We start from the raw sequence: 22,930 nt of genomic DNA, 5'->3' as shown, positions 1-22,930 counted from the left end.
GCTACGCCTCGGGCTCGGCCGGTTTCGACTCGCCGGCGGGCTTCTCGAATTGCGCGCGCTTCCAATCGCCGAACGGTTCGTCGCGCTCCCGCACGGCCTCGCGGAAACCGGCGGTGGCCGAGCGCAATTGGAAGGCGTAGCCCTCGCGGGTGTGCCGTGAGATCCCGTCGAACACGGTGCTGACCATGCCGGAGTTGGCCACGCCCTGGCTGAGCAGCGCGCTGTTGAGGGCCAGCTTCGCCATGACCAGTTGGTTGATCGGCACCATCGAAATGCGTTCCAGCAGTTCCTCGGTGCGCGCGTCCAGTTCGTCGGCGGGCGGGGCCTCGATGGCGAGGCCCCATTCGAGGGCCTGTGTGCCGCTGAGGCTGTCGCCGGTGAACAGCAGGCGCTTGGCCCGCTGATCGCCGACGCGGTGCGCCCACATGCCCGCGGCGGGGATGCCCCAGGTGCGGGTGGGCGGGTAGCCGAAGCGGGCGTCGTCGGCGCAGATGATCTGGTCGGCGAACAGCGCGATATCGGTGCCGCCCGCGATGGCGAAGCCGTGCACCTTGGCCACGGTCGGCTTGTTGGCGTGCAGCAGGCTGGAGAAGCCGCGGTTGAAGCGCGACATCATGGCGTAGTCGACCATGGGATCCCAGGTGGCCCAGGGATTGTGATTGCGCGCCTGCACGACCGGATCGAGCACGCTGCCCTCGGCGGGCTGGGCGCCCTCGGCCGGTTCGAGGCCGTTCTCGGCGAAGATCGACAGGTCGTAGCCGCCGCAGAAGCCCTTGCCGCGCCCGCTCACCACGATGACGTGCACCCGCGGATCCAGGTCGGCGCGTTCGACGGCCGCGGCCAGTTCGATCGGGGTGTCGACGGTGATGGCATTGCCGCGTTCGGGCCGGTTGAAGGTGATGCGCGCGATCCGGCCGGTCACCTCGTAGGTCAGGGTGCGCCCGGTGTACTCGTTCACCGGTTCCGGGCGGCCCGCGAACAGCGAGTCGTCGCCAGCGGTCAGGTCGTCGCGCCAGGCGGCCGGGCGGGTGCCGGCGTGGTTCTCATAGTCGGGGGACACTCAAGCAGTGAACCCTGGTTCATTTCTTGATGTCAAGAGTTCACGGGCGACGGGTTTGCCGCTACTCCCAGGGCTTGACCGGCGGTTTCACCCACAGGATCTTCTCGTCCGCGTGATCGCGCACGGCCGCCGGATGCCCCGGATTCCGGGCCGCCCAGGCGTCCTTCTCGCCGAGCAGCCGGGCCACCACCTGCCAGGTCTCCTCGGTGCTGGGCGGATTGGTGTCCGCCGCCCGGGCCAGTTTCCGCCGCTGCGCCACCGGGAGTTCGAGCAGTTCGTCCCCGCTGATCCCGCGTGCCCAGACATACGCGGCCAGCCGCCGAGCCTTCTCCTCGCGGCTCCGGCTGGCGTGATCGGAATGTGCGTAGTCGGCCATCTCTTCCTCGAACTCCGCGCAACCTCGCAGGTCGCGGGCCATGACACACCGACCCTACCGGAGTTCCGACCCCGATCGGCCGCCCGCTCGGGCCCCCGCCGGCGCGACCGGCCCGCGCTGCTGTCGCTCTGTGCCGGGCTCCGCGAATCCTGCCGAGTAGCAGCGGTTTTGCGACTACCGTTGATCGCATGCCGGAGACCGTGCGCATCGATGATCTGGTCGTTTCCCGGGCGACGCCGGGGGAGTGGGCCACCGTGGTGGAGTGGGCCGCCGCCGAGGGCTGGAATCCGGGGCGGCGGGATACCACTTCGTATTTCGCGCAGGATCCCGACGGGTTCTTCCTCGGACGGGTGAACGGGGAGCCCGCGTCCGCGGTCTCGGTCGTCAACTACGGCGCGGACTACGCCTTCCTGGGTTTCTATCTGGTGCGGCCGGAGCTGCGCGGGCGTGGATTCGGGCTGGCAACCTGGGAGGCCGGGTTGAAGCACGCGGGAAACCGGGTGGTCGGCCTGGACGGGGTGCCCGCACAGCAGGACAACTATCGGCGCAGCGGATTCGAACTCGCCTACAGCAGTGCGCGATTCATCGGGGTGCTGCGACTGCCCTTGCCTGACAACGCCGTCACGGCGCTCGCCCCGGCGGATACGGCGGAACTGCTGCCGTACGACTCCGCGTGCTATCCGGCGGATCGCCCGGCATTTCTCACCGCCTGGCTCGACGAGCCGGGGCATCGGACGTTCGCGCGCATTGTCGACGGCACGCTCACCGGGTACGCCGTCCTGCGCCCGGCCCGGGACACCCTGCGGGTCGGACCCCTGTTCGCGGATACGCCCGCTGACGCGCGTCAGCTGCTGGCCGCGCTGGCCGCGCATGCGGCGGGAATGCCGCTGGCGGTGGATGTTCCGCTGGTCAACGAGCCCGCGGTGCGCCTGATGGAGGAGGCCGGTCTGACGCCGAGCTTCGAGACCGCGCGCATGTACACCGGGCCGGTGCGGGACTTCCGGCTGGATCGGGTGTTCGGCGCGACCACCCTCGAACTGGGCTGAGTGCCACGCGGATCGGTCACCAGGCCGAGGGGCGCACGCGGCCCGGCGTGACCACGCGCGCGAGGGCGTTGCGCAGCCCCACCGTCGCTTCGAGCCCGAGTGTCGCCGCCCACTGCTCGGTGAATCGGGCCGCGGCCGCGTCGGCGGCGCGGGTGCAGGCCCAGCCGCGGTCGGTGAGCGTGACGAGCTTGGCGCGGGCATCCGTGGGATGTGGATTGCGCTGCGCGTAGCCCTTTTTGACGAGTTCGTCGACCAGCTGGCTGGCCGCCTGCTTGGTGACGCCCAGGTGTTCGGCGATCTCGCCGACCGTCGCCCCGGACGGCGCCATGCGCACGAAGGCGAAGCCGTGGGTGGGCCGGATGTCGGTGAACCCGGCCGCCACGCAGCCGTCGTTGATGGCGTCGGTCACCTCGGCGGCGGCCGCGAGCAGCAGCAGCGGCAGGTCCTGTGCGGGTCCGGGCATGTCTGAGATCTTGGCACTTGACAAAGAAGTCAACAAGCTTGACTATATGGTCAAGCTACTTGACTAAAGGAGAGTGCCCATGCCCGTCGTCCACGCCGCCGATATCCAGTCCCACGAGATGCACGGTTCCCGCTTCACCCCTTTGATCCGCCCCAGCGCCGGCAGCAGCGAGCTGTGCGTGTGGCGCCTCGAGATCGCGCCCGGCACCCAGGGTGTCGCGCACCGCATCCACCGCGAGGAGGGCTTCGTGGTGCTGGCGGGCTCGATCACGCTGACCATTCAGGGGGAGTCGGCGCGCCTCGCCGCCGGTGACGCGGGCGTGGCCCCCGCGGATTCGGTCATCCGCCTGGACAACCCGTCCGACCGGCCCGCCGAGGTGCTGGTCACGGCCCCGGTCGGCTTCACCGGCGAGCTGCTCGACGGCACCGTGGTGAACCCGCCCTGGGTGAACTGACCCCGCCCGCTGCCCGCTGATCGGGACGCGCGCCTTCCCCCGCGTTTCTGACACGTGTTCTAATTTGGAAGATCACCACCAGGCAGGGGAGGCATCATGACCGCGTTCTTCACTCGGGAGGACGGTCGCTACACGGCGACCCGCATGGCGGTCAGCGCCTGGTCTTCCAGCCAGCTCGCGGGCACCGCCGTCTGCGGGCTGCTGGCCCACGAGCTCGAAACCCACAGCCCCGGCCCGGAGTTCGTGCCCGCCCGTTTCACCGTCGACATGTTCAGCCCCGTCCTGAACGAGCCGATCGAACTGCACAGCTCGATCGTGCGTGACGGCAACCGCATTCGCGTGGTCGACGCCTCGATCGTCCAGCAGGACCAGGTCCGGGCCCGCGCGACCGTCCAATTCCTGATCGCCGCGGCCGAGCCGCCCGGCGAGATCTGGCAGCCCACCCAGGACCTGCCGGTCCCCGACCAGCGGCTCGACCGTCCCGAGGGCGCGCCACCGCTGTTCAAATCCGGATCCGCCGACTGGACCCACGATTTCGCCTCCGGTGTGAACCCGCACCGCAAGACCGCCTGGAACAATGTCCCGCCCCTGATCGCGGGCGAGCCCATCACCCCGTTCGAGCGCGCGGCCTTCGCCGCCGACACCACCAACCTGGTGTGCAACTGGGGCACCGCGGGCGTCGGCTACATCAACACCGATGTCACCATGACCCTGTCGCGCCTGCCGGAGGGCCCGGAGATCGGCGTGCACGCCCGGGATCACGTGTCCGCGAACGGCATCGCGGTCTCCACCGCCACCCTCTACGACCGCACGGGCGCGCTGGGCGTGTGCACCATCACCGCGCTGTCCAATGCCCGCCGCATGGTCGACATGGCGGCATTCGCCGAAGCCCAGTCCCTGCCCGTCGTCACGAGCTGAGTCGTCCATCGGCCGGTCGCGCACCGTCGGGCCGGATCCGGTGGTAGTCACTGGACATGGGCACTGTGGTCGAGGCGGGTGGCTGGGGGCTGCTCGCTGGCGCGGCATTGGTGATGGGCGCGGGTCTGGGCTACCTGGTCCAGGTTCCCGCCAAGCTGGTGGCGACCGTCATGGCGTTCGGCAGTGGCGTACTGCTGTCGGCGGTCTCGTTCGAATTGATCGACGAGGCGCACGCGCGCGGCGGTCTGGCGCCCACGACTGTCGGCGCGCTGGCCGGGGCCGTGGTGTACACCGGCGCGAACAGCGCGCTGGCTCGCCGTGGCGCTCGGCATCGCAAACGGTCCGGTGATCAACAGCCTTCGGAGGCCGATCAGGAAGGTTCGGGCACCGCGATCGCATTGGGCGCACTGCTCGACGGCATCCCCGAATCGATGATCATCGGTGTGGGCATCGCCTCCGGCGGCGCGGTCAGCGTCGCGACCGTCGCAGCGGTGTTCATCAGCAATATCCCCGAGGGCCTGTCCAGCGCGACCGGCATGCGCCGCGCGGGCCGCACTCCCGCCTACATATTCGGCCTGTGGGGCGGCATCGCCGTGCTCAGCGCGGCGGCGGCCATGCTGGGTTTCACCTTGTCGGACGTGCTGTCCGCGTCTGTCCTGGCCGCGATCATCGCGCTGGCGGCGGGCGCGATCCTGACCATGATCGCCGACACGATGATTCCGGAGGCCTTCGAAAACGCCCACCTGGTCACGGGTTTGGTCACCGTCGCCGGATTCCTCACCGCCTTCGCACTCTCGACCCTGTGAGCGGCGGGGTCAGGCCCGGGTCGGTTCCCCCAGCAGCTGGCGGCTCAGCAGTGTGGCCCCGGCGACCGCTCCGGGCATGAGGAACACGGCCACCACCGGGATGAGGAACGCCGCGGCGAGCGGTGCGCCGAAGCCCCAGGCCACGGCCTTGCGGGACCGCAGCATGGCCATCTGCTGGTTCAGGTGCACCCCGCGTCGTTGCAGCGCAACCGAAGTCAGTTCCTGGGTCAGGAAGAATCCGGTGACGAACACCGCGAGCACGGGGATCACCGTCTGCCCGATGACGGGTACGAACCCCAGGACGAACAGCAGTACCGCCCACAGCATGGCTCGCACCAGGATTCGGGCGCTGTCCCGCACGGATATCCACAACTCGACCCACCAGGCCAGCCCTGATTCCGGGGCGCTCCCGTCCGGCGAGACCGACCGGTCGACCCGCTCGGAGATCACGTCGTAGAAGGGCGATCCGATCAACAGGGTCACCGCGGTGAAGGTCAATGCCGCCACCAGCACCGCCAGTGCGATCAACGCCACCATCAGCGCCCCGCGGAACAACCCCAGCCAGGGACTCGGCCATCCGTTCGCGAACGGCGTCAGCGTCTCCGTCACGTCCCCGCCCCAGGCGATCACCCCGACCAGCGCCGCCCCGTAGATCACCAGCGTGATCAGCGCGGGCACCAGTCCCAGCCCGTACTCCCGGCGATGCCGAGCCGCCCACCGCTGCCCCGCCAAGAACTGGGCAAATCCCATCCCGAAATCGCGCATGCCGGAACGATACTGGCTGCTTGACGCTGCCCGCCGCCGCGATCTAGGTTCGGCGCATGGCCGTCGATCAAGATCGCAGCGGATACCGCTGGAACGACGTGCCCGCGAATCGGTTGCGGGCAGTGGTCGCCGAGGCGATGGACGCGTTTCCCCGCCGGACCGTCGACCCGGAGGGCCGCAAGCCCGCCGCGGTCCTGATCGCGATCGTCGATCGCGGTGCGGAGCAGGGTATTTGGCTGACCGAGCGGGCGCCTAGCCTGCGCGCCCACGCCGGCCAGCTGGCCCTCCCCGGCGGCAGACTCGACCCGGGCGAGGATCCGCAGGCCGCCGCCTTGCGCGAGCTCCACGAGGAACTGGGCATCGCCCTGCCCCGATCGGCCGTCCTCGGTCTCCTCGACGACTACCCGACCCGTTCCGGCTACATCATGACCCCCGTCGTGGCCTGGGTCGCCGATCCGCCGGCTCTCGCCCCGAACCCCGCCGAAGTGGCTTCCGTGCACTGGATCCCACTCGCCGAACTCGACGTGGACCCACGCTTCGCCACCGTCCCCGGTTCCGACCGCCCCACCATCCAGCTCCCCCTGCTCGGCGGCCACCTGCACGCCCCCACCGCCGCGATCCTGCACCAGTTCCGCGAGGTGGCTCTGCACGGCCGCGCGACCCGCGTCGACCACTTCGACCAGCCCCGTTTCGCCTGGGAGTAGGCCTATGCGCCGCGCAGGTCGGTGAGGACCTGGGCGAGGGCGCGGATGGGTTCGGTCTCGCCCTCGGCGCGCCAGCAGAGGTGGTAGGTGAGTGGCGGCAGGTCCGGGATGGGGATGAAGCGGACGTGTGACATCTTCCAGAACTCGGTGACGTGTGCGGGGAAGGGGTGGATGATGTCGCCGTTGAGGACCCATTCGATGAGGTCGTCGACATTGGTGACGGGACGCAGGCGGTTGATGGGGCGGCCGCCGGGGGTGGTGAAGGGGAGGTAGGTCTCCTCCCATTCGCGGGGGTTGCCGGGCGGCATGGAGTGCGGGTGGTCGGCGAAGTCCTCGACCGACACGGTGTCGTGGTCGGCGAGGGGATGGTGGTGGCTGACCGTCAGGACGCGGTCGTCGCTGAAAAGGGCTGGGCCGATGGTGATGTCGTCGGGGACCGGGCCCCACACGGCGATCACGTCGTAGTCGCCGTTGCGCAGGGACCCGAAGACGTCGGTGTAGGGAAGTCGGTGGACCTGGAGCTCCCATTGCGGGTGGCGGGCGCGGAATTCGTTCCAGTAGGTGTGGAATTCGGCGATATTGAACGGCAGCAGGGCCAGTTTCAGGACCGCGGTGTGCCCGCGGGCGGCCTGCTTGGCGCGCCGCACACTGCGTTCCAATCCCTCGAACAAAGGTCGCAGGTCGTCGCGTAGTTGCTCGCCGACCGAGGTGAGCCGCACCGTGCGATTGGTGCGTTCGAACAGCAGCGCGCCGATCTGCCGCTCCTGCTTCTTGATCGCCTGCGTGATGCGCGCCGGGGTGACATTGAGTCGCTCGGCGGTCCGGCCGAAGTGCAGTTCTTCGGCCAGCGTCAAGAAGATCTCGATCTCGCGCAGCTCCACGGAATCCCTGTCTCGTTAACTCCGCGGTTAATGCGGCATTGCTGGTTCTGTCGTTGTTCGGCGGTGGCCGGGCGACCACTCTAGTACGTGAGCCCCTGACGTCCGGTGTGAGCAGGGGTTCCGTCTCGGTGACCGGTTCGGTCGCGATCCCTTTTCGAGGAGTTGTCGAATGACGTCCGTTGTCGGTTCTCCGACATCAGATTCGGTGGCGGAACGGGTTCCGCTGCACCGGTGGCCGCGGGATGTCTGACCCGGCGGATCGGCCACCGGACGGCCGTCCCCGCTCGGTGCTGCCGGAGTTGAACATGCGTCAGCTCGAGTCGTTCCGGGCGGTCGCGGAGGAGGGCAGCATCACGCGGGCGGCGGTCCGGCTGCACACCACCCAGCAGACGCTGTCCGCGCAGATCAAACAGCTGGAGCGGGCGCTGGGAGTGATGCTTCTGGTGCGAGACTCTCGAGGGGTGAGTCTCACCGCTGCCGGCGAGATCTTCGCGGACGGCGCGAAAACCATGGTGGCCGGGTTGATGGAACTGTCCGCACGGATGAATACCGTTGCGGGGCAGTCGATCAACCAGCTGCGGGTGGTGTGCAGCCCCCGTTCGACCTCGTCGTTCCTGATCCGGATCGCCGACCGGCTGGAGGAGGCCGATCCCGGGCTGCGGGTGGTGCTGGTGAGTGTCCGGTCGATGCCGGAGAGCCTGCGCGAACTCGAGTCGGGCCGGGCGGACGCGGGCCTGATGTGGCTGCCGCTCGAAGGAAACGTCCTGCGCTACAGCGTGATCGGGCAGGACTCGTGGGTGGCGGTGCTCGCACGAGATCACCGGCTCGCCGGGCGGGAGCGGCTGCCGCTGGCCGACCTGGCCGCGGAGACCCTGGTGCTCCCGGCCATCTTCTTGTCCGATCCGGTCGAACGGTATTGGGCCGCCGCCCTGCGTCCCGCCGCCGGACGTCCGGAGCCGACGGTCCTCGACACCGCGGACGGGCCGATCATCGCCGCCCGGCGGCAGGGCATCTGGCTCGCGCCGGAGTCCCTGGGCCGCCATTACGCCGACCCCGCCACCAGCGTGGTCCCGATCACCGACGCGCCGCCCATCGACGCGGCGGTGGTCTGGACCGCGCGGGCGTCGGAACCCCTGGTAACCGAATTGATCCGCGCCGTGCGCGCGGCCGTGGAAGAGAGCTCATGATCTGGCGTTCCAAATCCTGTTTGTACCAGGAACCCGAAACCTCGGAACCGGTCGTCGATGAGGACCCTGTCCTGGAGTCGATATCCGCCCCGACGCCTACATCGCCTGGGCAGCGGATTTCGCCCAACCCGCCGAATCCGCCACCTCCGCCCTCCACCGGGCCCTGTCGACCTGGTTCGGCGCCCCGATGACCCACTGAAACGCGTCATGCCCCGGCAAGTGATTGCCGGGGCATGACGAAGGTTGCGTCAGTAGATCCAGGGGCCGGGCTGACCCGGGCCGGGGGATTGCGGCGTGCTGTGCGGGGCAGGGCGGAAGTAGGCGCTGGATTGCCTGCATGAGGTAGAACGCGTAGACCACAGACCGAGGCGGTGTCGGTCTGGCCGATTGCGACCGCCCACCCCCGAACGGATCGTAAGCCTCCGGATTCGGATAGGACTGAAACTGCTCGCTGGTCACGTCGACTCACTCTCGAACTCCCGGACCCACCGGGGCGATCCACCCCCGATGAACCGCGAGAGGATCGTACCGACCCAACCCCCGTCCCGCCGGGCGGCGAGGGGATCGCCTCCGCCGCCTGATTACTCGGCGCGGCGGCTGGTGAAGTCGAAGGAGGCGCCGTCGATGCCCCAGGAGATGATGCGTTCGGGGTGGATGCGGATGATGGCGCGTTCCTGGACCGGGAACGGGGGATCGATGTCTTCGATCGTCTCGGCGGTGCCGCGGACCTCGATGCCGCGAATCTCGTACGGGTCCAGCGAAACCTGTTCGTCGACAACGAATGACACGCGGCTGCCGGCCTGGATATTGCGGTACTTTCGAGTGGCGACCATTCGCATGCCGCCGATGTCGATGGTGCCGTCGGCGTTGACCCGGTAGCTGGTCGGGTTGTTCTGCACGACCCCGTCGGGCGACACCGTGGCCAGTCGACCGAGCCCGGCCTCAGCGAGGAACTTCTGTTCATTGGTGGTGAAGCTCATGGCGATTACTCCTCGTCGGTTACCTTGAATCTAGCAGCGCTAGATTCTGGAGCAACGGTAACATCGATCGCAGGACCTGTCTAGCGTTGCTAGATTTTCGGATCGCTACCGCGGGCGGGGAGTGCCGGTTCGAGGGCTCGGACCCGAGAGGGTTATCGGGCGACGGAGGTCGAAGGCCCTCGAGGTCTGGAATGTGTGGTCCCGCACCAGGATCGGCCCGAGGTCCGGTGTGCCGATCGATACGGTCGCGGTGCAGTCACCGGGGCCGAGCTCGACGAGTCTGCCACCGCGGACGGTCGCCTCGAGCGGCAACACGCGCAGCGAGATGTCGACCGTGATCTCGAATCTGCTGACCTGCTGGTCATCCACATAGACCTCGAGGGCCGGGTGGTAGGTGTGCGAGATTTCGTGTTCGAGCAGCGGGACCTTCTCGGAACTGCCGCCGCGGCGGGTGCGATCCGCGGCGCGGAGCAACTTGTCGTAGCGGCACCAGCCCTCGACAGCGACCTGTGCCAGGCTGATATTGAGCAACCCGTCGATCGCCTGGGCGATCTCGGCGAGGGCCGCCGTGCGCAGCGGCTCGGTGATCGCGAGCGCTCCGCGCAGCGCGATGCGGTCGATTCCGCTGGAACGCAGGTAGTTCGCGAGGTCGTCGGCGGCGGGCGCCGAGTAGCCGAGCGCCACCGTCCGCGCCGAGATCAACGGGGTGGTCATCGTGACAGCTCCCTGACGAATACCTCGGGTGTGCCGAGGTGCATGCGGACGTGGACGGTGAGCGGACGTGTCGGACGGCCGATCTCGCGAATGCCCGTCTGCGGGTTCATATCCGGTGAGACCGACACTCGGACCGTCGGCTGACGGGCCGGTGCGCGATGCGGTGGCTGCCGGTAGAGCTGTTGCGGGGCGGCGGATCGGCGGCGCCGGACAATCACGGAGGTCAGGGCGATTCCGGCCACGGCGACGACGCCGATCACGGCCGCCGGCACGACCGGTGGGGTGGATTCCGGCCCGCCCGCGTCGGTCGAGCTGGGCGGCGGCGCTATTTCGACCTGCGGTGGCGTTCCGCCGTGGTTGCCGCCTGTGGGTCCGTTCGGCACCGGTGGATCCACGTGCGCCGCTTGGATGGTGATGGGCGCGCTACGGGTGATGGTGTCCGAGCAGCAGGGTGCCGCATACCCGGGCGCCGTCGTTCGCACATTCACGTAGGTGCAGGTGGCGGTCACAGTCTGCGGCCCGAGCGGCACGTGATCGGAAATCGCGAGGCGGGTTGTGAAGGAGTAGTTCGTCACCTTCGTGGTTGCGCTGCTCGACCAACTCGTGGTCAGGGTGAGATCGCTGGTGCAGACCCAGTTGTCGCCGGAGACGGAAATCGTGGTTCCACGCCGCGCGGTCGCCGGGACGATGAGTGACGGGCCCGGTCCGTCGTGGGTACCGCCGCCCTGGGGCGGCACCGACGGGGAGCTGGGAGTCGTTGTCGGAGCGGCGATCGCGACCGAGCCGGTGCCCACGCACAGCAGGACCGCGACGACGGCGAGCAGCAGCCGGGCACTGTCGAGGCATCGATGGCGGCGGTGCGAGTTCGCCTGTGGCATCGCGGGTTCCTCCCTGGCCGGTTCACGGCCATGACCCATGGTGGGCCGGTCCCTGTCCGGATACGGAGGTAGTGCGCTACCTCATTTCCGGTGCCTGCCGGTCGGCACGGATCGGTTCGGGCTGGAGTAGTCGCCGTCCCGAAATCGAGTAGTCCGCTACCTCCGCCGCCGTCGGCGATCGGGGGCATGGTCGACGAAGAGGCGCGCCGAGTGGCGCGGGAAGGCGACTCGGGCATGAGGCCGTGGCGGCGGTGGTGTGATGCGTAGCGAATCTCGTTTCGGGGTGACCCAGGCCGGTGTCAGCGCCCGCCGGGTGTTCCCGTTCTACATCGTGTGCGACGTCTCGCGGTCGATGTGGGATCCGGATTTCAATCCGGGACAGCCGATCACGCCCTTGGACACCATCGAGCAGTCGTTGCCCGACATGCTGGGTGTGCTCGCGGACGACCCGACCACCTACGACACCGCGCATCTGAGTGTGATCGCGTTCGGCGATTCCCCGGTCCCGGTGCTCCCGTTGACCCCGCTGCGGTCCGATCCGGCGCTACCGCGCCTGCCCAGGCAGGGCTCGACCGATTACGCCCAGGTGTTCTCGTTCCTGAACCGGATGCTCCGCGATGATCAGCAGCGTTTCGCCCGTGCGGGACTGCAGTCCTACACGCCGGTCGTGTTCTTCCTGACCGATGGGAATCCACAGGTCAACGGCCAGTTGCAGCGGGACGAGGTGTGGCTGCCGGTCCGGCACGCGCTGGAGGCGCCGGGACATCCGTTCCGGCCGGTGGTGGTGGCCCTGGGCATCGGTGAGGTCACCGAGGGCACGGTGCGGCAGCTGCGGTCGATCGACCCGGTCGGTGCGGCCTGTGTGGCGACGGGCGGCGTGGCGCCGGGAGATCTGTTGCGCGCCATCATCAACAGCATCAAGTTCTCGATCAGCAGCAGCGTGGGACAGGGAGCCTTCCTGTTCCGCACACCCGCGGGAATGCGGCGGCTGGAGTGAGGAATTCGATGACTCGACCGAGGCGACCCGGTCTGCGGCGGCGGTTCGTGCGGGTGCACACGACGTCGCTGGTGGTGCTGGTCGCGACGATCGGCTTCTTCCTGGTGGCGCTGATCGTCCAGTGGCTCGGTGATTCCTCGCCGAAACCGGTGGACCAGAGCGCCGTATCCGCGGCGGCGAGTCGCCCGCCGGTCAGCGGTTGCCCGGCCGGCTCGGTGCCGCCCGCGGGGTCCACCGAGAGCAATCCGAACGGCCAGCCTTCGACCACTACAGCGGCGGGCGAGATTCCGGGGCTGCCCGGCGGCGTTGTGGGACTGGTCTTTCCGAATCCGAACCGGGCGGATAGACCGCCGAACGGCCGTGATGTGCCGTGCGTGACGCTCGGAATCAGCTCTACCCAGAAGAACCCGGCCGCGTATCTGAGCCGAACGGGCAATAACGGCGACGTGATGCTCGTGCTGGCCGACCCGCCGCGCACCGCGGACCGAGGGCTGCTCCCGGCGGCGCTGGTGGCCGCCGCGGCCGCCCTGGTGACGGGAGGAGCGGTAGTGGTGTTGTCCGCCATCGGTGATCGGAGTCCGGCTCCGGCCTCCGGTGCCCTACCCGGGGAGACCCCGCGGCCTTCCGCGGCCGAACCGCCTCCGGTCGCCAAGGCCGCCCGGCCGGTCGAGTTGGCGGCGGTCACCACCTCCGGTGTCAGCGGATTGACCGTGGATCGCGGTCGAAGCGGAAGTTTCGAGGTCTATGCCGCGACCCAGGTCGGATTGCAGCACGCGCGAAACGGGCACACCCGTGAGGACGCCTACGCCATCGGCGGTGCACCGGAACACAATTGGGTCTTCCTGGCGGTCGCGGACGGCCTCGGTTCCGCGGAGAATTCGCATGTCGCGGCGCAGCGGGCGTGCCGCGTCGCCATCGAGGCCCTGCACAAGCGCGTGCCCGGGTACCGTCCCGGAGATGTGGCCGCGCAGTGGTCCGTGCTCGCGCGCGACGTCGCCGCCGAGGTCGCGCGCAATCTGGGCGCCGAGGACCTCACCCGCTTGGCGGCCGAGATCGGCTATCGCGATCCGCACGGCACCGCGGAGGGCAAGCGGACCTCGGTTCCGGCCTGCACCTTGACCTTCGCCGCGCTGGGTCCGGTGGGTCCCGGCGGCTATCCGATGCTGTGGGCAGCGGTCGGTGACTGCGACGCGCTCACCGTCGATCTCGGTACCGGGGCGACGAACTGGCTCACCCGCAACGACACCAAGTCCGGCGGCCGGGTCAGCAATGTCACCGCGTCGCTGCCGCGCAATGCCGACCGCCTGGTCACCGGCGCCGAGGTGTTGTCCGGCCGGCGCATGGTGGTGCTGGCGAGCGACGGTATGGCGGACGCGATTCGACTGGTGCCGCAGCAGTTTTCGACGATCCTCCCGGAGCTCGCGGGCCCCGCGCCGGCCGAGCACGTCTTCGCCGAGATCGTCGGTTTCCAGCTGCCCGGCCTGCACGACGACCGGACGATCGTCGCGGCCTGGCCGGTCGGCCGATAGCCGGGGTGTCGATGACTGCGGCCGAATCCACCGATGGCCAGGCGTGGTACCGACTGCGCAGCCTGCGCCTGGATCCCGGTGGGCCGCTGGGGGAGGGCGGCGCGGCGGAGATCTGGCGGTGCACGGTGCCGGATCGGGACCACCTGGTATTCAAGCGATTCCGGGACGAGGCCCGCGCCGACCTGGACGGCGACCGGTTGCGGCAGCTGGTGGCCTGGCCGCGGCGGCTGGCCCCCGAGGACCGCGAACGACTGCTGGCCCGATGCGCATGGCCGAGCGCCGTCGTCACCGACGGCGCGGAGATCGTCGGCGTGGTGCTGCCCGAGGCCCCGGCCATGTACTTCCACAATCCCGGAAGCGGCTGGAAGCCGAGGCATTTCACCCGGTTGGCGGTGCCGGAGCAGGTGGCGACGCGGCGCGGATTCGAGTACTACGACTTCCCGCACAAGCTGGCCCGGCTCGGGCGGCTGCTCGGTGATCTGGACTTCCTGCACGACAACGGGATCGTGATCGGTGATCTGCAGCCGAACAATATTCTCGTCACCGGCGCCGCGCCCGCCGGGCAGCCGGTCGTGACCGAGAACTACTTCCTGGACTGCGACTCGTTCCTGATCGATGGCCATTCCGCCATGCCGAATCTGGATCCGCTGCCCTGGCGGCCGCAGTACGCGAACGGGGACGGTTTCACGCCGACCACCGACCTGTTCAAGTTCGCGCTGCTCGCGATCCGCTGCCTCGCGGAGGATCTGGCGGCCGACCGGATCGACTACGGGCGCTTCGGCCAGCTGCTGCCGATGTCGGATTTCGAAGCCATCGATGCCCTGCTGACCTCACCGGCGCCGGCGCTGACCTCGGCCGACCTGCGGTCGCTGGCGCGGGCCTGGCAGTCGGTGGTGCGTCCGGACGGGGGGACGTTCCGGCGCACCGACACGGTGCTGCTCGAACGCTGGTCGCCCGCCATGCGCGTCGCGCACCTCGCCGAGATGACCATGGTGGCGGAACCTGTTGCCGCAGTCCAGGATCTGCCGGTCGAGGCTTCCGACCGGGCGTCGAAGCTGGTGCCGGTTCTGCTGGCGGCGGCGCTGGCCGCCCTGATCATCCTGGTGGTGCTCGGGATCGCGATGCACGGCTGACGGACCCGCCGTGACGTCGGAACGGCCGATTCAGTGGCCGGTGAGCAGCCGGAGCGCCACCAGGACGCTCAGTGCCCCGATGAGCAGCCCGGCCACGCCCACCAGGGTCGCGAGCCGGGTTCGCTGCGGCGGTTCGGCATACGCCCGGCGGGCGTACACCCGGGCTCGGGTCGCCTGGACGAGCGCCGCCGGTCCGAACAGCAGGCCGAGCGGCGGGATCAGCGAAATCCACGCCAGGGGAAGGTAGGTCGGCACCCGGCTGCGGCGTGCCCGCTGCCGCGATGCCGAGCCCGACCGGTCGGTCGCGTGCGATGGCCGCAGCCGCTGGGACGAAATCGGCTGGGAAGGATCGTCATCGGTGACGACGGTGGTCGGCACGGTCGCCGCGGGATCGGGTGCGGGTGGTCGCGGGGCGCTGTGCACCACGGTGGGATCGGTGTGCACGACGGTGGGATCGGTGCGGCGAGCCGGATTCAGGAGGGTGGTGTGGGGGAGCGGAACCGGGACCGTGTCCGGCAGATCGGCGGGAGCGAGGTAGGTGAGCCACGGGTCGGCCGGCTCGGTAGGTTCGGAATCCCGTGGTCTGGAATCGATCACGACATGATCCGGCGGCGTGGCGGGCATCGGGCGGCGTGGCGGACTCGGCCGCGCGAAGGCCGTCACCAGGTCCTCGGCGGTCGGCCGCAATTCCGGATCCTTGCTCAGGCTGACCGCCAGCATTCTCTGGTACTTGCCGGACAGCCCGTCCAGATCCGGTGTGCCGCGCACGATCCGGACCATCACCGACGAGACGTTCTCGCCATTGAACGGAATCCGGCCGGTCGCGGCGAAGGCGACGCACGTGCCCCACGCGAAGATGTCGACCGGTGGCCCCGCGTCCCCGGTCCCGAACTGCTCCGGGGCCATCCACGCGATCGTGCCGATCACCACGCCGGGCGCGGTGATCCGGGTGCTGTCCGGCGTGAAGGCCAGCCCGAAGTCGATGATCTTCGGCCCGTCGAGGGTGAGCAGGATGTTGCCGGGCTTGAGATCCCGGTGCACCACGTCGGCCCGATGCACGGACGCGATCGCCTGTGCCAGTCCGGAGGTGAACTCGTCGAGTGCGCTGCCGGTGAGCGGCCCGCGCCGGGCCACCACGTCCTGGAGGGGTTCCCCGCCGACGAACGCGCTCGCCATCCACGGCCGGGGCGCGTCGACGTCGGCGTTCACGACCTCGGCCACGAAGTCGCCGTGCACTCGGCGGGCGGCGGCCACCTCGTGCCGGAAGCGGGCCCGGAATTCGCGATCGTGCGCGAGCTCGGGCTTGGGCACTTTGATCGCGACCACGGTGCCGTCGGGCCCGAAACCCTGGTACACCACGCCCATCCCGCCGGCGCCGAGCCGTCCGTGCAGTACGAACGGCCCGATCCGGCCCGGATCGCCGGGCAGCAGCGGTCCTAGCACGCCGCCTCGCTTTCGCCTCGTCCTGTGGCCCTCGGACGGGACCGACCTCATCGTGCGTGCCCGCGCCGTCGCGGGCTGGCGTAGTGCGCTACTCCAATTCCCAGGCCGTCTCCCTCGATCCGTCCGGTTGGAGCGCACACGTGAGTTTCGCCTCCGCGATGTCCAGCAGCGGGGCGAGCGCCTCGGGTTCGATGCCGAGGTATTCACAGATCAGGTCCGGTTCCACCCCGGCCTCGCGGAGCCGGAGCGCCAGCGAGTACGCGGTGGGCAACCGCCGGAGCGCGGCCTCACGTGGGTCGACCGAATCGTTCACCGTTCGATGGTCCGCCCGGTCGGGCGGCCCGCCTGGGGTAGTCCACTACGCCAATCCCGGCGTGGCGCCGACACTTCCGGTCTGGCGGCGGGCGGCGCGGTAGCGGTGTCCCTCCACCGTGCGGACCGAGACGTTCAGCTGGGCCGCGATCTCGCGGTTGGTGAGGCCTTCACCGACCAGCGCGATGATCTCCCGCTGCCGGTCCGTACGGGTGGACCGGTCGTCCGCCGCGTTGAGAGCCGGTGTGGCGAAGGCGCATTCGTCGGCGAGCCGGTGTGCGCGTTCCAAGGCCGACATCGCCGATCCGCGCAGGCCGCGGCGGCGGAAGACCGCCGCGGCCTGGGCTGCCACGTCGATCGCGGTGGCCCGGTCGCCGCCCGCCTCCGCGTCGGCCGCGCTGGCCAGCAGGCCCTCGCCGTCCCCGGCGGCCCAGGCCCGGGCGTGCGCGGCGGCGGTCCCGGCCCGGGGGCCGCCGACGAGGGTCGCGAGTTCGGTCAGGCGTGCGGCCGCGCCACGGTCTCCGAATCGGGTGGCGACCTGTAGGCAGACCACTTCCTGTGCGGGAGTGTGTAATTCGGCCGCGCGCCCGGCGGCGACCCGGGCGGTGTCGACGGCTACGGTCCTGGCCCCCTGCGCGGCGGCGGTCCACGCCCGCGCCAGCAGCAGGGGCGGGTCGAGGATAGGGAACGGGTTCGGTTCGGCGGTCAGCTCGGCGAGTACGGCGTCGGCCTCGTCGGCGTGCCCCGACATGGCCAGCCCCGTGGCGAGATCGATCCGAGAGTCGATGAGCCCGAACGCGTTCGAACCGTCGCGCGCGTACACGTCCACAGCCCGGCGCAGCGCGGGGACGGCGGTGCCGAGGCGGCCCGCGGCCAGATCGGCGTGGCCGCGGAGCTGCACGGCGAATCGGCCGAACAGCGCGGGGAGCCCCACGGTGCGGATCTCGATCCGCTCGGCGATCCGGTCGGCGGCCGCGAGCCGCCCGGCGAGCAGCAGCGCGCGCAGGTGATGCCAGGTCAGGAAGAACACCAGCGGGGCCGCGGCGGCGGACCGGTTCAGCAGTTGCGCGCCGCGTTGGGCGACGGCGTCCGCCGCCGCGACATCGCCGGTCGACGCGTGGATCGTCAACAACGCGCACAGCCCGGTGAGGCGCGCGAAGTCCGGGAGCTCCGGGTGGTCCGGCAGACCGGCCACCGCGTCCGTGGGGAGCCGGCCCGCCATGGCGTCGACTCCGGCCGCGAACGCGTCGAGCACGGGTGCGCAGGCGGCGGGGAGCTCGGCTCGGGCGGCGGCGAGAATCTCGGCGGCTCGGGCGGGTTCGCCGGCGCCGTAGGTCAGGTTGGCGGCCCGGCGCACGACCAGGTCGGCGGTTTCCCAGGGCCCGATGCCGATCTCGTCCGGATCCAGGTCGGCGACCAGGCTCTCCACGTTCTCCGGGGAGCCGATCAACTGGGTGGCCGACAATTCGAGCAGGATCGCGTCGTAGCCGCCGCCCGCCACCCGCGCGGCTCCGGCGAGCCGGGCCGCGCCGGCACCGTCCAGCAGCTGCATCGCGGCGCCGGCGCCGGCGGTGAACAATCCGGAATCCGGTGGCAGATCGGAGTCCAGCGCCATGAGCGCCTGCCGGACCAGTGCGGTGGGCCCGTCGGCCGCGACCGTGCCGCCGGCCGAGGCGATCCGGCCGCGCAGGCGTCGCAGCCGTGCCGGGCTGGTGCGGTCCCGGCGAATCTCCCCGTAGAGGGGATGGCCCAGGAGCACCAGTTCGCGGCGGCCGGTGTGGTCGATGCGAACCAGTCCGCGGGCGAGCGCGAGATCCAACGCCAGTTCGTCGACGACGTCGACGAGGACGGTGGCGTCGACCGGTTCGCTGACCGCGACGCTGTCGACGACCAGCGCCAATTCCGGTGACAGCGAGCCCATCTGCGCGTCGATCAGTTCGCCGAGGGTGCCGGAGATCACCGGATTGCCGGTCCACATCGCTGATCCGGGCCGGGTCAGCAGCCGTCCGGCCTCCCGCTCCTGCTCGACCAGATGACGCAGGAACAGCACATTGCCGCGCGTCAGCTGCCACAGCCGGTGTGCGGTGGGCGGATCCGGCGGCTGGCCGAGCACCCGGGCGACCAGGCGGTCGGATTCCTCGCGGGCCAGTGGCAGCACCTCGAGCCGCTCGACCCGTTCGTTCTTCCACAGGCCGACGACGGCGTCGGGGGCGGGTTGCCCGGATCGCACGGTGAGGACCAGGCGGGCGGCTCGGCGATCGACGAGCTGTTGCAGGACCAGCGCCGACAGATCGTCGACCAGGTGGGCGTCGTCGACGCCGACGATCACCGGCCGATTCTCCGGGCTCGCCGACAGTGCGTTCACCACGGCGTGGACCTGTCGGATCGGATCGGTGCCCGCGGTGGCGGGCACCCATTCGGCGAAGACGCCCAGCGGCAGTGACCGGGCCGAGGCGGTGGCGGCGGCCCAGCGCACCTCGTAGCGGCCGGAGAGCGTTTCGAGTAGTTCCCTGGAGAGCCGGCTCTTGCCGACCCCGGACGCGCCCGCGAGCACGACCCCGGCGCGCGGGCCGCGTACCGCCGCTTGGGCGCGGCGCAGTTCCTCGGTCCGCCCGATCAGTGGCCAAACGGACTGCACCAGAGCGTTATCGGTCGTCATGGACACCGCGACCTCCCCCCCGGATTCTCAGGTGTGGCGCATCGGCTGCCGTCGCCGCCGGTGTATCGGCGGTGAATTGCGCTGCGCAGCACGAGTATCGGCCGCACCGGGCGGCAGCGCACCACACCGTGTCATTCAGTGACTCGGGTAGCCGTGGGCAAGGCGGGCCAGGTGTATCCGACCCCGGATCGGAGTCGTAGATAGGACGGCAGCACTGTGGCGGGGTCTGGCACCCTTCCGACGACTTCGCGGATATCGCGTTCGAGACCGTCGGCTGATTTCGACAGCGCGGTCCGCAGGTCGGCGGCGGTCACCGAGTTCGTGCAGCCGGTGACACCCACCACGCCGGTGAGCCGACCGGCGTCGTCGCGCAATGCGGCCGCGGCGCACCGGTATCCGAGCGCGACCTGCTCCTGTTCCTCGGTGTATCCGGTGTCGTAGGCCTGTTTCAGTAGGTCGGTCATGGTGTGCCGATCGGTCACGGACTGCGGCGTCATCGGACTCCACCCGGTGGACAGCACCCGGTCCGCGCGGTCCGGCGCGTGCGCGAACTGGAGCCGACCCGAGGCGAACAGCACCGCGCTGTTGCCGAACATCTCGAGATTGGGCCACCACCCGCGCTGCATGGCGGCCGCGTACCGCGGTCCGAAAGCGGCGCCGACCGTCACCAGACTGCCATCGTGCACCGTCGCGTACCAGGCGATCTCACCGCGCGAAACATAGTGCAGCTCTTGTAGATACGGCTGCACGGTCATTGGCATCCGCTGCTGGTAGGCGGACTGCAGCCCTTGGTTCATCAGCCGTGACCCGGCCCAGTAGCCGTCCTCGGTGCGCACCAGCATGCCCCGCGCGACCAGGTCGTTGGCGATCCGCCGGACGGTGGGTTTCGGTATCCCGGTCCGCCGGGTCAGCTCGCGCAGCGGCAAGGGTGCCGGCGCGTCGGCGACCGCGTCCAGAATCGCGACCACCCGGCCGACCACCGTGTGATCATCGGTCATCTGCCGACTCCTCCCAGGTACGGGACGACCATCGATCCGACTGTCGCACACACCGCCCCTGTTCTCAGGAAAACACAATCCAGAGGTGAGAGTGCCCGGCGCGGCGCGGGACCCAGCGCTTCGAGGCTCCGCGATGATCTTGGTGTAGGAAATGGGAGCGGCCATCGGAGCCGGAGCAATCGCCCAAGCCCTCGACGCCGACCCCCTCGCCCGCGCCGCCTACGACAACCTCTCCCACAGCCGCAAACGCGAACACGTCCACGCCATCGACAGCGCCAAGAAGCCCGAAACCCGCCAACGCCGCATCGAGAAAGCCATCGCCACCTTGCGAGGTTGAAGTACCGGCATTTCAATTCGTACGCGCAGGGCCTCGCCACGCGGTTACCGTCGGAGCGGCACTCAGGTGCCGGCAACGCCACTCCAACGGGAAAGTACAGATGAAGCAATTGAGTTGGGCCGCCGCCACGGTGGCCATGCTGGCGATACCGGTCGTCGCGGCGGCATCGGCGTCGGCCACGGTCGACAATGTGAATCTGACACAGATCGACACCGGCATCGGAGGATGTGAAGGGGCAGGCAATACCTGCACGATCTTCGTGTCCACGAGCGGCGCGGACGCCCTGGCGCCGGTCACGGTCACCTTGGGCGGGCTGAACGTCGGCACGTTCGCCCCGCAAGCCGGATCCACGGCCGGCACCGGGACCATCCAGTACGTCTATCGCTCGAAGCTCCCCGAAGGCGTCTACAGCCTCACCGCCACACAGGGTTCGTCGACCAAGTCCATGACGGTCCAGAACTGCGGCAGCCAACCGACCGGTAGCTCCAGCGCCTCGGCCCAGTGCACCGGAAACGACATTCTCGGTGTTCTGATGATGCCCCTGATCATCCTCACCGGCTCCGGGCACACACAACTCTGACCGCCCTTACGCAGCAATGGTTTTCGTCCTGTCGGTCAGGTTGGTCTTCTAGCCGGATCGAACCAGCGACCCTGTGACGGAGGTCGAAGCTGGCCTTTTGCTCCATTTTCGGTGCCTCCGAGTCAGGAAACTGCTTGAAACCACTCGAGAATGGAGCAGCAGGCCAGCCCACCGCCACGGACCCGCCGCCAGGCGCTGGAAGCCAGCGGCCCCATGCAAACAGAGGTGCCACGAATATGCCTGCCAGGTGGATCAAGTTCGATCGCTACACCGATCCGTACGAGCAGTGGAAGGCGATCGATGACTTCACCTCCAGCAAACCAGTCGTCGTCATCGAGTACCGGGGCGACGAACGGGACAGCCTGCTCTGCGGTCGGCACGGGCGCGCTCACTGGGATCGATACTCCGACATCGCGTTCGGCACGGTCTACTACACAGACGTTCGTCATGCGGCCGCGCGCGAGCAGGTCATAGCCTCGGGCACGACCGTCGAACGTTCGCTCATGCCGATGAGCGTGAATCTGGGCACTGACACCGGTGTCGAATCGCGAAGTCGGAATCCCGCCAGCGTGGAGGATCAGTCGCTGTGAGGATCGGGAGAATGTCAGTTGATGTGATGACCACTCTGCAGGCCTTCTATGCGGCCGAGGCCGCGTACCTCACCGAGGGCGCCGAGTTCGAGCAGATGGCTGCGCACTTGGCCTCGGACGTCGTTATGTACCAGGCATCCAGTCTGCCCTACGGTGGCGAATGGCGTGGGCACGAGGGCTTCCGGAAGTTCATAGCCGCCATGGGCGAGAACTGGGACGGTCTGTGGTTCGACGAACAGCAGTTCCTCAGCGATCAGAATCGGGTCGTGGTCTACAGCCGCGGCCGACTGCGCGCACGACGCACCGGCCGAACACTGAAAACGTCACTACTGCAATGGATCAGCTTTCGAGACGGCTTGATCACCGAGTTTCGCCCGTACTACCACGACACCTCCGCGGTACTGGCCACGCTGACCGAGTGATCGAATCCTAGGTCCTGCAAGATATCCGCTCATGCCGCTGACCGGGCGGCTCTTGCCACTGCGGGAATTGAGACGTGGACCAGGTACGGCGTGGAGCTCCGTTGCGAGGTGGGTGCCGACCGATCGGTCGATGGGACTTGGGACAGCTGAGTCGGGAACGGCTCCCATGCCCGGCCGGTTTGTCCGCGCCCCAAGCCGATCAGGTTTGTGCATCGTCGATGGGTGGGTTTGACTCGGGGCGTGCGCGTTCGGCGCGTTCGGCCTCGCGGCTCGTCCACGAGGCGCGCCAACTCTCTATCAATCGCTCGGCTGACTCGGCGGAGATCTCCTCGTGAGGCTCGTCCGTTCCGGGGTTGTAGCGCTGGAGGTACTCGGTAGGAGACCATTCGAAGTCCCTGCCAAGCGCTTCGTCGGTCGGCACAGGTCGGGTGGCGGTCCGGCGCACAAGCCCGGTAATCCGACGCGCGCGCCAGCCATCGGGGTAGCCTCTCTCGTCATCGATCAATGCGTAGTAGCGCACTGCGGGTTCGTTACTGTCAGACATCGCTCGTTGTCCTTCAATGGGATTCGCGCCGTCGCGGAACACCGGTACGCACCATAATGCCGAATTCAGTGCAGTGAGCGGTTCATGGTGCCAGAGATGGCCAGGTTGTGAACTTGGCATCTTGAACGCGGTAGGTAATCTGTCGATTTCGCTG

The 22,930-nt window shown here is 69.2% G+C and carries 27 protein-coding genes; 14 read left to right on the top strand and 13 right to left on the bottom strand.

Features of this window, described 5'->3' with window-relative positions:
* Position 1: 1 nt before the first annotated feature.
* Positions 2-1,060 (bottom strand): crotonase/enoyl-CoA hydratase family protein, encoded by a 1,059-nt coding sequence (locus tag ACWEOI_RS28580; protein ID WP_452361574.1) that lies wholly within the window; start codon positions 1,058-1,060, stop codon positions 2-4.
* Positions 1,061-1,121: 61 nt separating this feature from the next.
* A complete protein-coding gene (locus ACWEOI_RS28575) occupies positions 1,122-1,436 on the bottom strand; it encodes a hypothetical protein (protein WP_433673262.1) in 315 nt (104 codons plus the stop codon).
* 188 nt (positions 1,437-1,624) lie between these two features.
* Between ACWEOI_RS28575 and ACWEOI_RS28570 the strand changes: the two genes are divergently transcribed.
* Positions 1,625-2,482 (top strand): GNAT family N-acetyltransferase, encoded by an 858-nt coding sequence (locus ACWEOI_RS28570; RefSeq protein WP_452361573.1) that lies wholly within the window; start codon positions 1,625-1,627, stop codon positions 2,480-2,482.
* A 16-nt stretch (positions 2,483-2,498) separates the two neighbouring features.
* Here ACWEOI_RS28570 and ACWEOI_RS28565 read toward each other — a convergent pair whose 3' ends face one another.
* On the bottom strand, positions 2,499-2,945 hold the full coding sequence (locus ACWEOI_RS28565) for a MarR family transcriptional regulator (protein ID WP_433671421.1): 447 nt from the start codon (positions 2,943-2,945) through the stop codon (positions 2,499-2,501).
* Positions 2,946-3,024: 79 nt separating this feature from the next.
* Between ACWEOI_RS28565 and ACWEOI_RS28560 the strand changes: the two genes are divergently transcribed.
* The 3 genes from ACWEOI_RS28560 (at position 3,025) to ACWEOI_RS28550 (ending at position 5,123) form a co-directional block, all read left to right on the top strand.
* On the top strand, positions 3,025-3,399 hold the full coding sequence (locus ACWEOI_RS28560) for a cupin domain-containing protein (protein ID WP_452361572.1): 375 nt from the start codon (positions 3,025-3,027) through the stop codon (positions 3,397-3,399).
* Positions 3,400-3,495: 96 nt separating this feature from the next.
* A complete protein-coding gene (locus ACWEOI_RS28555; protein ID WP_452361571.1) occupies positions 3,496-4,317 on the top strand; it encodes a thioesterase family protein in 822 nt (273 codons plus the stop codon).
* 56 nt (positions 4,318-4,373) lie between these two features.
* Complete coding sequence (locus ACWEOI_RS28550) at positions 4,374-5,123, top strand: ZIP family metal transporter (protein ID WP_433671425.1); 750 nt, start codon at positions 4,374-4,376, stop codon at positions 5,121-5,123.
* 9 nt (positions 5,124-5,132) lie between these two features.
* On the opposite strand, the gene ACWEOI_RS28545 is transcribed toward ACWEOI_RS28550, so the two are convergent.
* Complete coding sequence (locus ACWEOI_RS28545; RefSeq protein ID WP_452361570.1) at positions 5,133-5,888, bottom strand: EI24 domain-containing protein; 756 nt, start codon at positions 5,886-5,888, stop codon at positions 5,133-5,135.
* Between the two features lie 56 nt (positions 5,889-5,944).
* Here ACWEOI_RS28545 and ACWEOI_RS28540 point away from each other — a divergent pair, with 56 nt between their 5' ends.
* Positions 5,945-6,592, top strand: coding sequence for an NUDIX hydrolase (locus ACWEOI_RS28540; protein WP_452361569.1), 648 nt, complete (start codon positions 5,945-5,947; stop codon positions 6,590-6,592).
* 2 nt (positions 6,593-6,594) lie between these two features.
* Here the strand turns inward: ACWEOI_RS28540 and ACWEOI_RS28535 are convergent, their stop codons facing one another.
* Positions 6,595-7,473, bottom strand: coding sequence for a LysR family transcriptional regulator (locus ACWEOI_RS28535; protein WP_452361568.1), 879 nt, complete (start codon positions 7,471-7,473; stop codon positions 6,595-6,597).
* Positions 7,474-7,715: 242 nt separating this feature from the next.
* Here ACWEOI_RS28535 and ACWEOI_RS28530 point away from each other — a divergent pair, with 242 nt between their 5' ends.
* Entirely contained in the window at positions 7,716-8,660 is a 945-nt protein-coding gene (locus tag ACWEOI_RS28530) for a LysR family transcriptional regulator (protein ID WP_452361567.1), read from the top strand.
* 82 nt (positions 8,661-8,742) lie between these two features.
* Positions 8,743-8,859, top strand: coding sequence for an aromatic-ring hydroxylase C-terminal domain-containing protein (locus tag ACWEOI_RS28525; protein WP_452361702.1), 117 nt, complete (start codon positions 8,743-8,745; stop codon positions 8,857-8,859).
* Between the two features lie 382 nt (positions 8,860-9,241).
* Here ACWEOI_RS28525 and ACWEOI_RS28520 read toward each other — a convergent pair whose 3' ends face one another.
* From ACWEOI_RS28520 to ACWEOI_RS28510, 3 genes are all read right to left on the bottom strand, one after another.
* Positions 9,242-9,640, bottom strand: coding sequence for a PPOX class F420-dependent oxidoreductase (locus ACWEOI_RS28520; RefSeq protein WP_433671437.1), 399 nt, complete (start codon positions 9,638-9,640; stop codon positions 9,242-9,244).
* Between the two features lie 105 nt (positions 9,641-9,745).
* The gene (locus tag ACWEOI_RS28515) at positions 9,746-10,354 is read right to left on the bottom strand and encodes a hypothetical protein (protein ID WP_452361566.1); all 609 of its coding nucleotides are present in this window, start codon (positions 10,352-10,354) and stop codon (positions 9,746-9,748) included.
* Positions 10,351-11,232, bottom strand: a complete 882-nt coding sequence (locus tag ACWEOI_RS28510; RefSeq protein ID WP_452361565.1) for a hypothetical protein — start codon at positions 11,230-11,232, stop codon at positions 10,351-10,353. The genes ACWEOI_RS28515 and ACWEOI_RS28510 overlap by 4 nt, the downstream gene beginning before the upstream one ends.
* Positions 11,233-11,491: 259 nt before the next feature.
* Between ACWEOI_RS28510 and ACWEOI_RS28505 the strand changes: the two genes are divergently transcribed.
* From ACWEOI_RS28505 to ACWEOI_RS28495, 3 genes are read left to right on the top strand one after another with little or no spacing between them, the layout of a single operon-like run.
* The gene (locus ACWEOI_RS28505) at positions 11,492-12,229 is read left to right on the top strand and encodes a vWA domain-containing protein (RefSeq protein WP_357090559.1); all 738 of its coding nucleotides are present in this window, start codon (positions 11,492-11,494) and stop codon (positions 12,227-12,229) included.
* Between the two features lie 8 nt (positions 12,230-12,237).
* A complete protein-coding gene (locus ACWEOI_RS28500) occupies positions 12,238-13,758 on the top strand; it encodes a protein phosphatase 2C domain-containing protein (protein ID WP_452361564.1) in 1,521 nt (506 codons plus the stop codon).
* An 11-nt stretch (positions 13,759-13,769) separates the two neighbouring features.
* Positions 13,770-14,891 carry a hypothetical protein gene (locus ACWEOI_RS28495; protein WP_452361563.1) on the top strand — a complete coding sequence of 374 codons (1,122 nt, stop codon included), beginning with the start codon at positions 13,770-13,772 and terminating at the stop codon, positions 14,889-14,891.
* Between the two features lie 30 nt (positions 14,892-14,921).
* Here ACWEOI_RS28495 and ACWEOI_RS28490 read toward each other — a convergent pair whose 3' ends face one another.
* The 4 genes from ACWEOI_RS28490 to ACWEOI_RS28475 all read right to left on the bottom strand — a co-directional run bounded on the left by ACWEOI_RS28490 (position 14,922) and on the right by ACWEOI_RS28475 (position 20,303).
* Entirely contained in the window at positions 14,922-16,334 is a 1,413-nt protein-coding gene (locus ACWEOI_RS28490; RefSeq protein WP_452361562.1) for a serine/threonine-protein kinase, read from the bottom strand.
* A gap of 88 nt (positions 16,335-16,422) precedes the next feature.
* Entirely contained in the window at positions 16,423-16,647 is a 225-nt protein-coding gene (locus ACWEOI_RS28485) for a hypothetical protein (RefSeq protein ID WP_433671446.1), read from the bottom strand.
* A gap of 45 nt (positions 16,648-16,692) precedes the next feature.
* On the bottom strand, positions 16,693-19,305 hold the full coding sequence (locus ACWEOI_RS28480; RefSeq protein ID WP_452361561.1) for an AAA family ATPase: 2,613 nt from the start codon (positions 19,303-19,305) through the stop codon (positions 16,693-16,695).
* A 131-nt stretch (positions 19,306-19,436) separates the two neighbouring features.
* The gene (locus ACWEOI_RS28475) at positions 19,437-20,303 is read right to left on the bottom strand and encodes an IclR family transcriptional regulator (RefSeq protein ID WP_452361560.1); all 867 of its coding nucleotides are present in this window, start codon (positions 20,301-20,303) and stop codon (positions 19,437-19,439) included.
* Between the two features lie 151 nt (positions 20,304-20,454).
* Between ACWEOI_RS28475 and ACWEOI_RS28470 the strand changes: the two genes are divergently transcribed.
* The 4 genes from ACWEOI_RS28470 to ACWEOI_RS28455 all read left to right on the top strand — a co-directional run bounded on the left by ACWEOI_RS28470 (position 20,455) and on the right by ACWEOI_RS28455 (position 22,232).
* Complete coding sequence (locus tag ACWEOI_RS28470; protein WP_452361559.1) at positions 20,455-20,640, top strand: YdeI/OmpD-associated family protein; 186 nt, start codon at positions 20,455-20,457, stop codon at positions 20,638-20,640.
* Between the two features lie 100 nt (positions 20,641-20,740).
* Positions 20,741-21,220, top strand: a complete 480-nt coding sequence (locus ACWEOI_RS28465; RefSeq protein WP_452361558.1) for a hypothetical protein — start codon at positions 20,741-20,743, stop codon at positions 21,218-21,220.
* A 134-nt stretch (positions 21,221-21,354) separates the two neighbouring features.
* On the top strand, positions 21,355-21,810 hold the full coding sequence (locus tag ACWEOI_RS28460) for a hypothetical protein (RefSeq protein ID WP_452361557.1): 456 nt from the start codon (positions 21,355-21,357) through the stop codon (positions 21,808-21,810).
* A gap of 11 nt (positions 21,811-21,821) precedes the next feature.
* Positions 21,822-22,232, top strand: coding sequence for a nuclear transport factor 2 family protein (locus ACWEOI_RS28455; protein ID WP_452361556.1), 411 nt, complete (start codon positions 21,822-21,824; stop codon positions 22,230-22,232).
* A gap of 199 nt (positions 22,233-22,431) precedes the next feature.
* Here the strand turns inward: ACWEOI_RS28455 and ACWEOI_RS28450 are convergent.
* Positions 22,432-22,930 (bottom strand): hypothetical protein (locus tag ACWEOI_RS28450; RefSeq protein ID WP_452361555.1); only part of this gene is annotated, 499 nt, incomplete at its 5' end.

The sequence above is a fragment of the Nocardia sp. NPDC004340 genome (genome assembly GCF_053602575.1).
This window is presented reverse-complemented; position numbering and strand designations above follow the sequence as displayed.

What these genes read in the sequence shown, in the direction of transcription:
- ACWEOI_RS28540 (WP_452361569.1), top strand. Translation starts at nt 5,945, where the DNA reads ATGGCCGTCGATCAAGATCGCAGCGGATACCGCTGGAACGACGTGCCC.
- ACWEOI_RS28560 (WP_452361572.1), top strand. Translation starts at nt 3,025, where the DNA reads ATGCCCGTCGTCCACGCCGCCGATATCCAGTCCCACGAGATGCACGGT.
- ACWEOI_RS28500 (WP_452361564.1), top strand. Translation starts at nt 12,238, where the DNA reads ATGACTCGACCGAGGCGACCCGGTCTGCGGCGGCGGTTCGTGCGGGTG.
- ACWEOI_RS28475 (WP_452361560.1), bottom strand. Translation starts at nt 20,303, where the DNA reads ATGACCGATGATCACACGGTGGTCGGCCGGGTGGTCGCGATTCTGGAC.
- ACWEOI_RS28505 (WP_357090559.1), top strand. Translation starts at nt 11,492, where the DNA reads ATGCGTAGCGAATCTCGTTTCGGGGTGACCCAGGCCGGTGTCAGCGCC.
- ACWEOI_RS28515 (WP_452361566.1), bottom strand. Translation starts at nt 10,354, where the DNA reads ATGACCACCCCGTTGATCTCGGCGCGGACGGTGGCGCTCGGCTACTCG.
- ACWEOI_RS28470 (WP_452361559.1), top strand. Translation starts at nt 20,455, where the DNA reads ATGGGAGCGGCCATCGGAGCCGGAGCAATCGCCCAAGCCCTCGACGCC.
- ACWEOI_RS28455 (WP_452361556.1), top strand. Translation starts at nt 21,822, where the DNA reads ATGTCAGTTGATGTGATGACCACTCTGCAGGCCTTCTATGCGGCCGAG.
- ACWEOI_RS28570 (WP_452361573.1), top strand. Translation starts at nt 1,625, where the DNA reads ATGCCGGAGACCGTGCGCATCGATGATCTGGTCGTTTCCCGGGCGACG.
- ACWEOI_RS28575 (WP_433673262.1), bottom strand. Translation starts at nt 1,436, where the DNA reads ATGGCCGACTACGCACATTCCGATCACGCCAGCCGGAGCCGCGAGGAG.
- ACWEOI_RS28550 (WP_433671425.1), top strand. Translation starts at nt 4,374, where the DNA reads ATGGGCACTGTGGTCGAGGCGGGTGGCTGGGGGCTGCTCGCTGGCGCG.
- ACWEOI_RS28520 (WP_433671437.1), bottom strand. Translation starts at nt 9,640, where the DNA reads ATGAGCTTCACCACCAATGAACAGAAGTTCCTCGCTGAGGCCGGGCTC.
- ACWEOI_RS28465 (WP_452361558.1), top strand. Translation starts at nt 20,741, where the DNA reads ATGAAGCAATTGAGTTGGGCCGCCGCCACGGTGGCCATGCTGGCGATA.
- ACWEOI_RS28565 (WP_433671421.1), bottom strand. Translation starts at nt 2,945, where the DNA reads ATGCCCGGACCCGCACAGGACCTGCCGCTGCTGCTGCTCGCGGCCGCC.
- ACWEOI_RS28555 (WP_452361571.1), top strand. Translation starts at nt 3,496, where the DNA reads ATGACCGCGTTCTTCACTCGGGAGGACGGTCGCTACACGGCGACCCGC.
- ACWEOI_RS28545 (WP_452361570.1), bottom strand. Translation starts at nt 5,888, where the DNA reads ATGCGCGATTTCGGGATGGGATTTGCCCAGTTCTTGGCGGGGCAGCGG.
- ACWEOI_RS28495 (WP_452361563.1), top strand. Translation starts at nt 13,770, where the DNA reads ATGACTGCGGCCGAATCCACCGATGGCCAGGCGTGGTACCGACTGCGC.
- ACWEOI_RS28480 (WP_452361561.1), bottom strand. Translation starts at nt 19,305, where the DNA reads ATGACGACCGATAACGCTCTGGTGCAGTCCGTTTGGCCACTGATCGGG.
- ACWEOI_RS28510 (WP_452361565.1), bottom strand. Translation starts at nt 11,232, where the DNA reads ATGCCACAGGCGAACTCGCACCGCCGCCATCGATGCCTCGACAGTGCC.
- ACWEOI_RS28530 (WP_452361567.1), top strand. Translation starts at nt 7,716, where the DNA reads ATGTCTGACCCGGCGGATCGGCCACCGGACGGCCGTCCCCGCTCGGTG.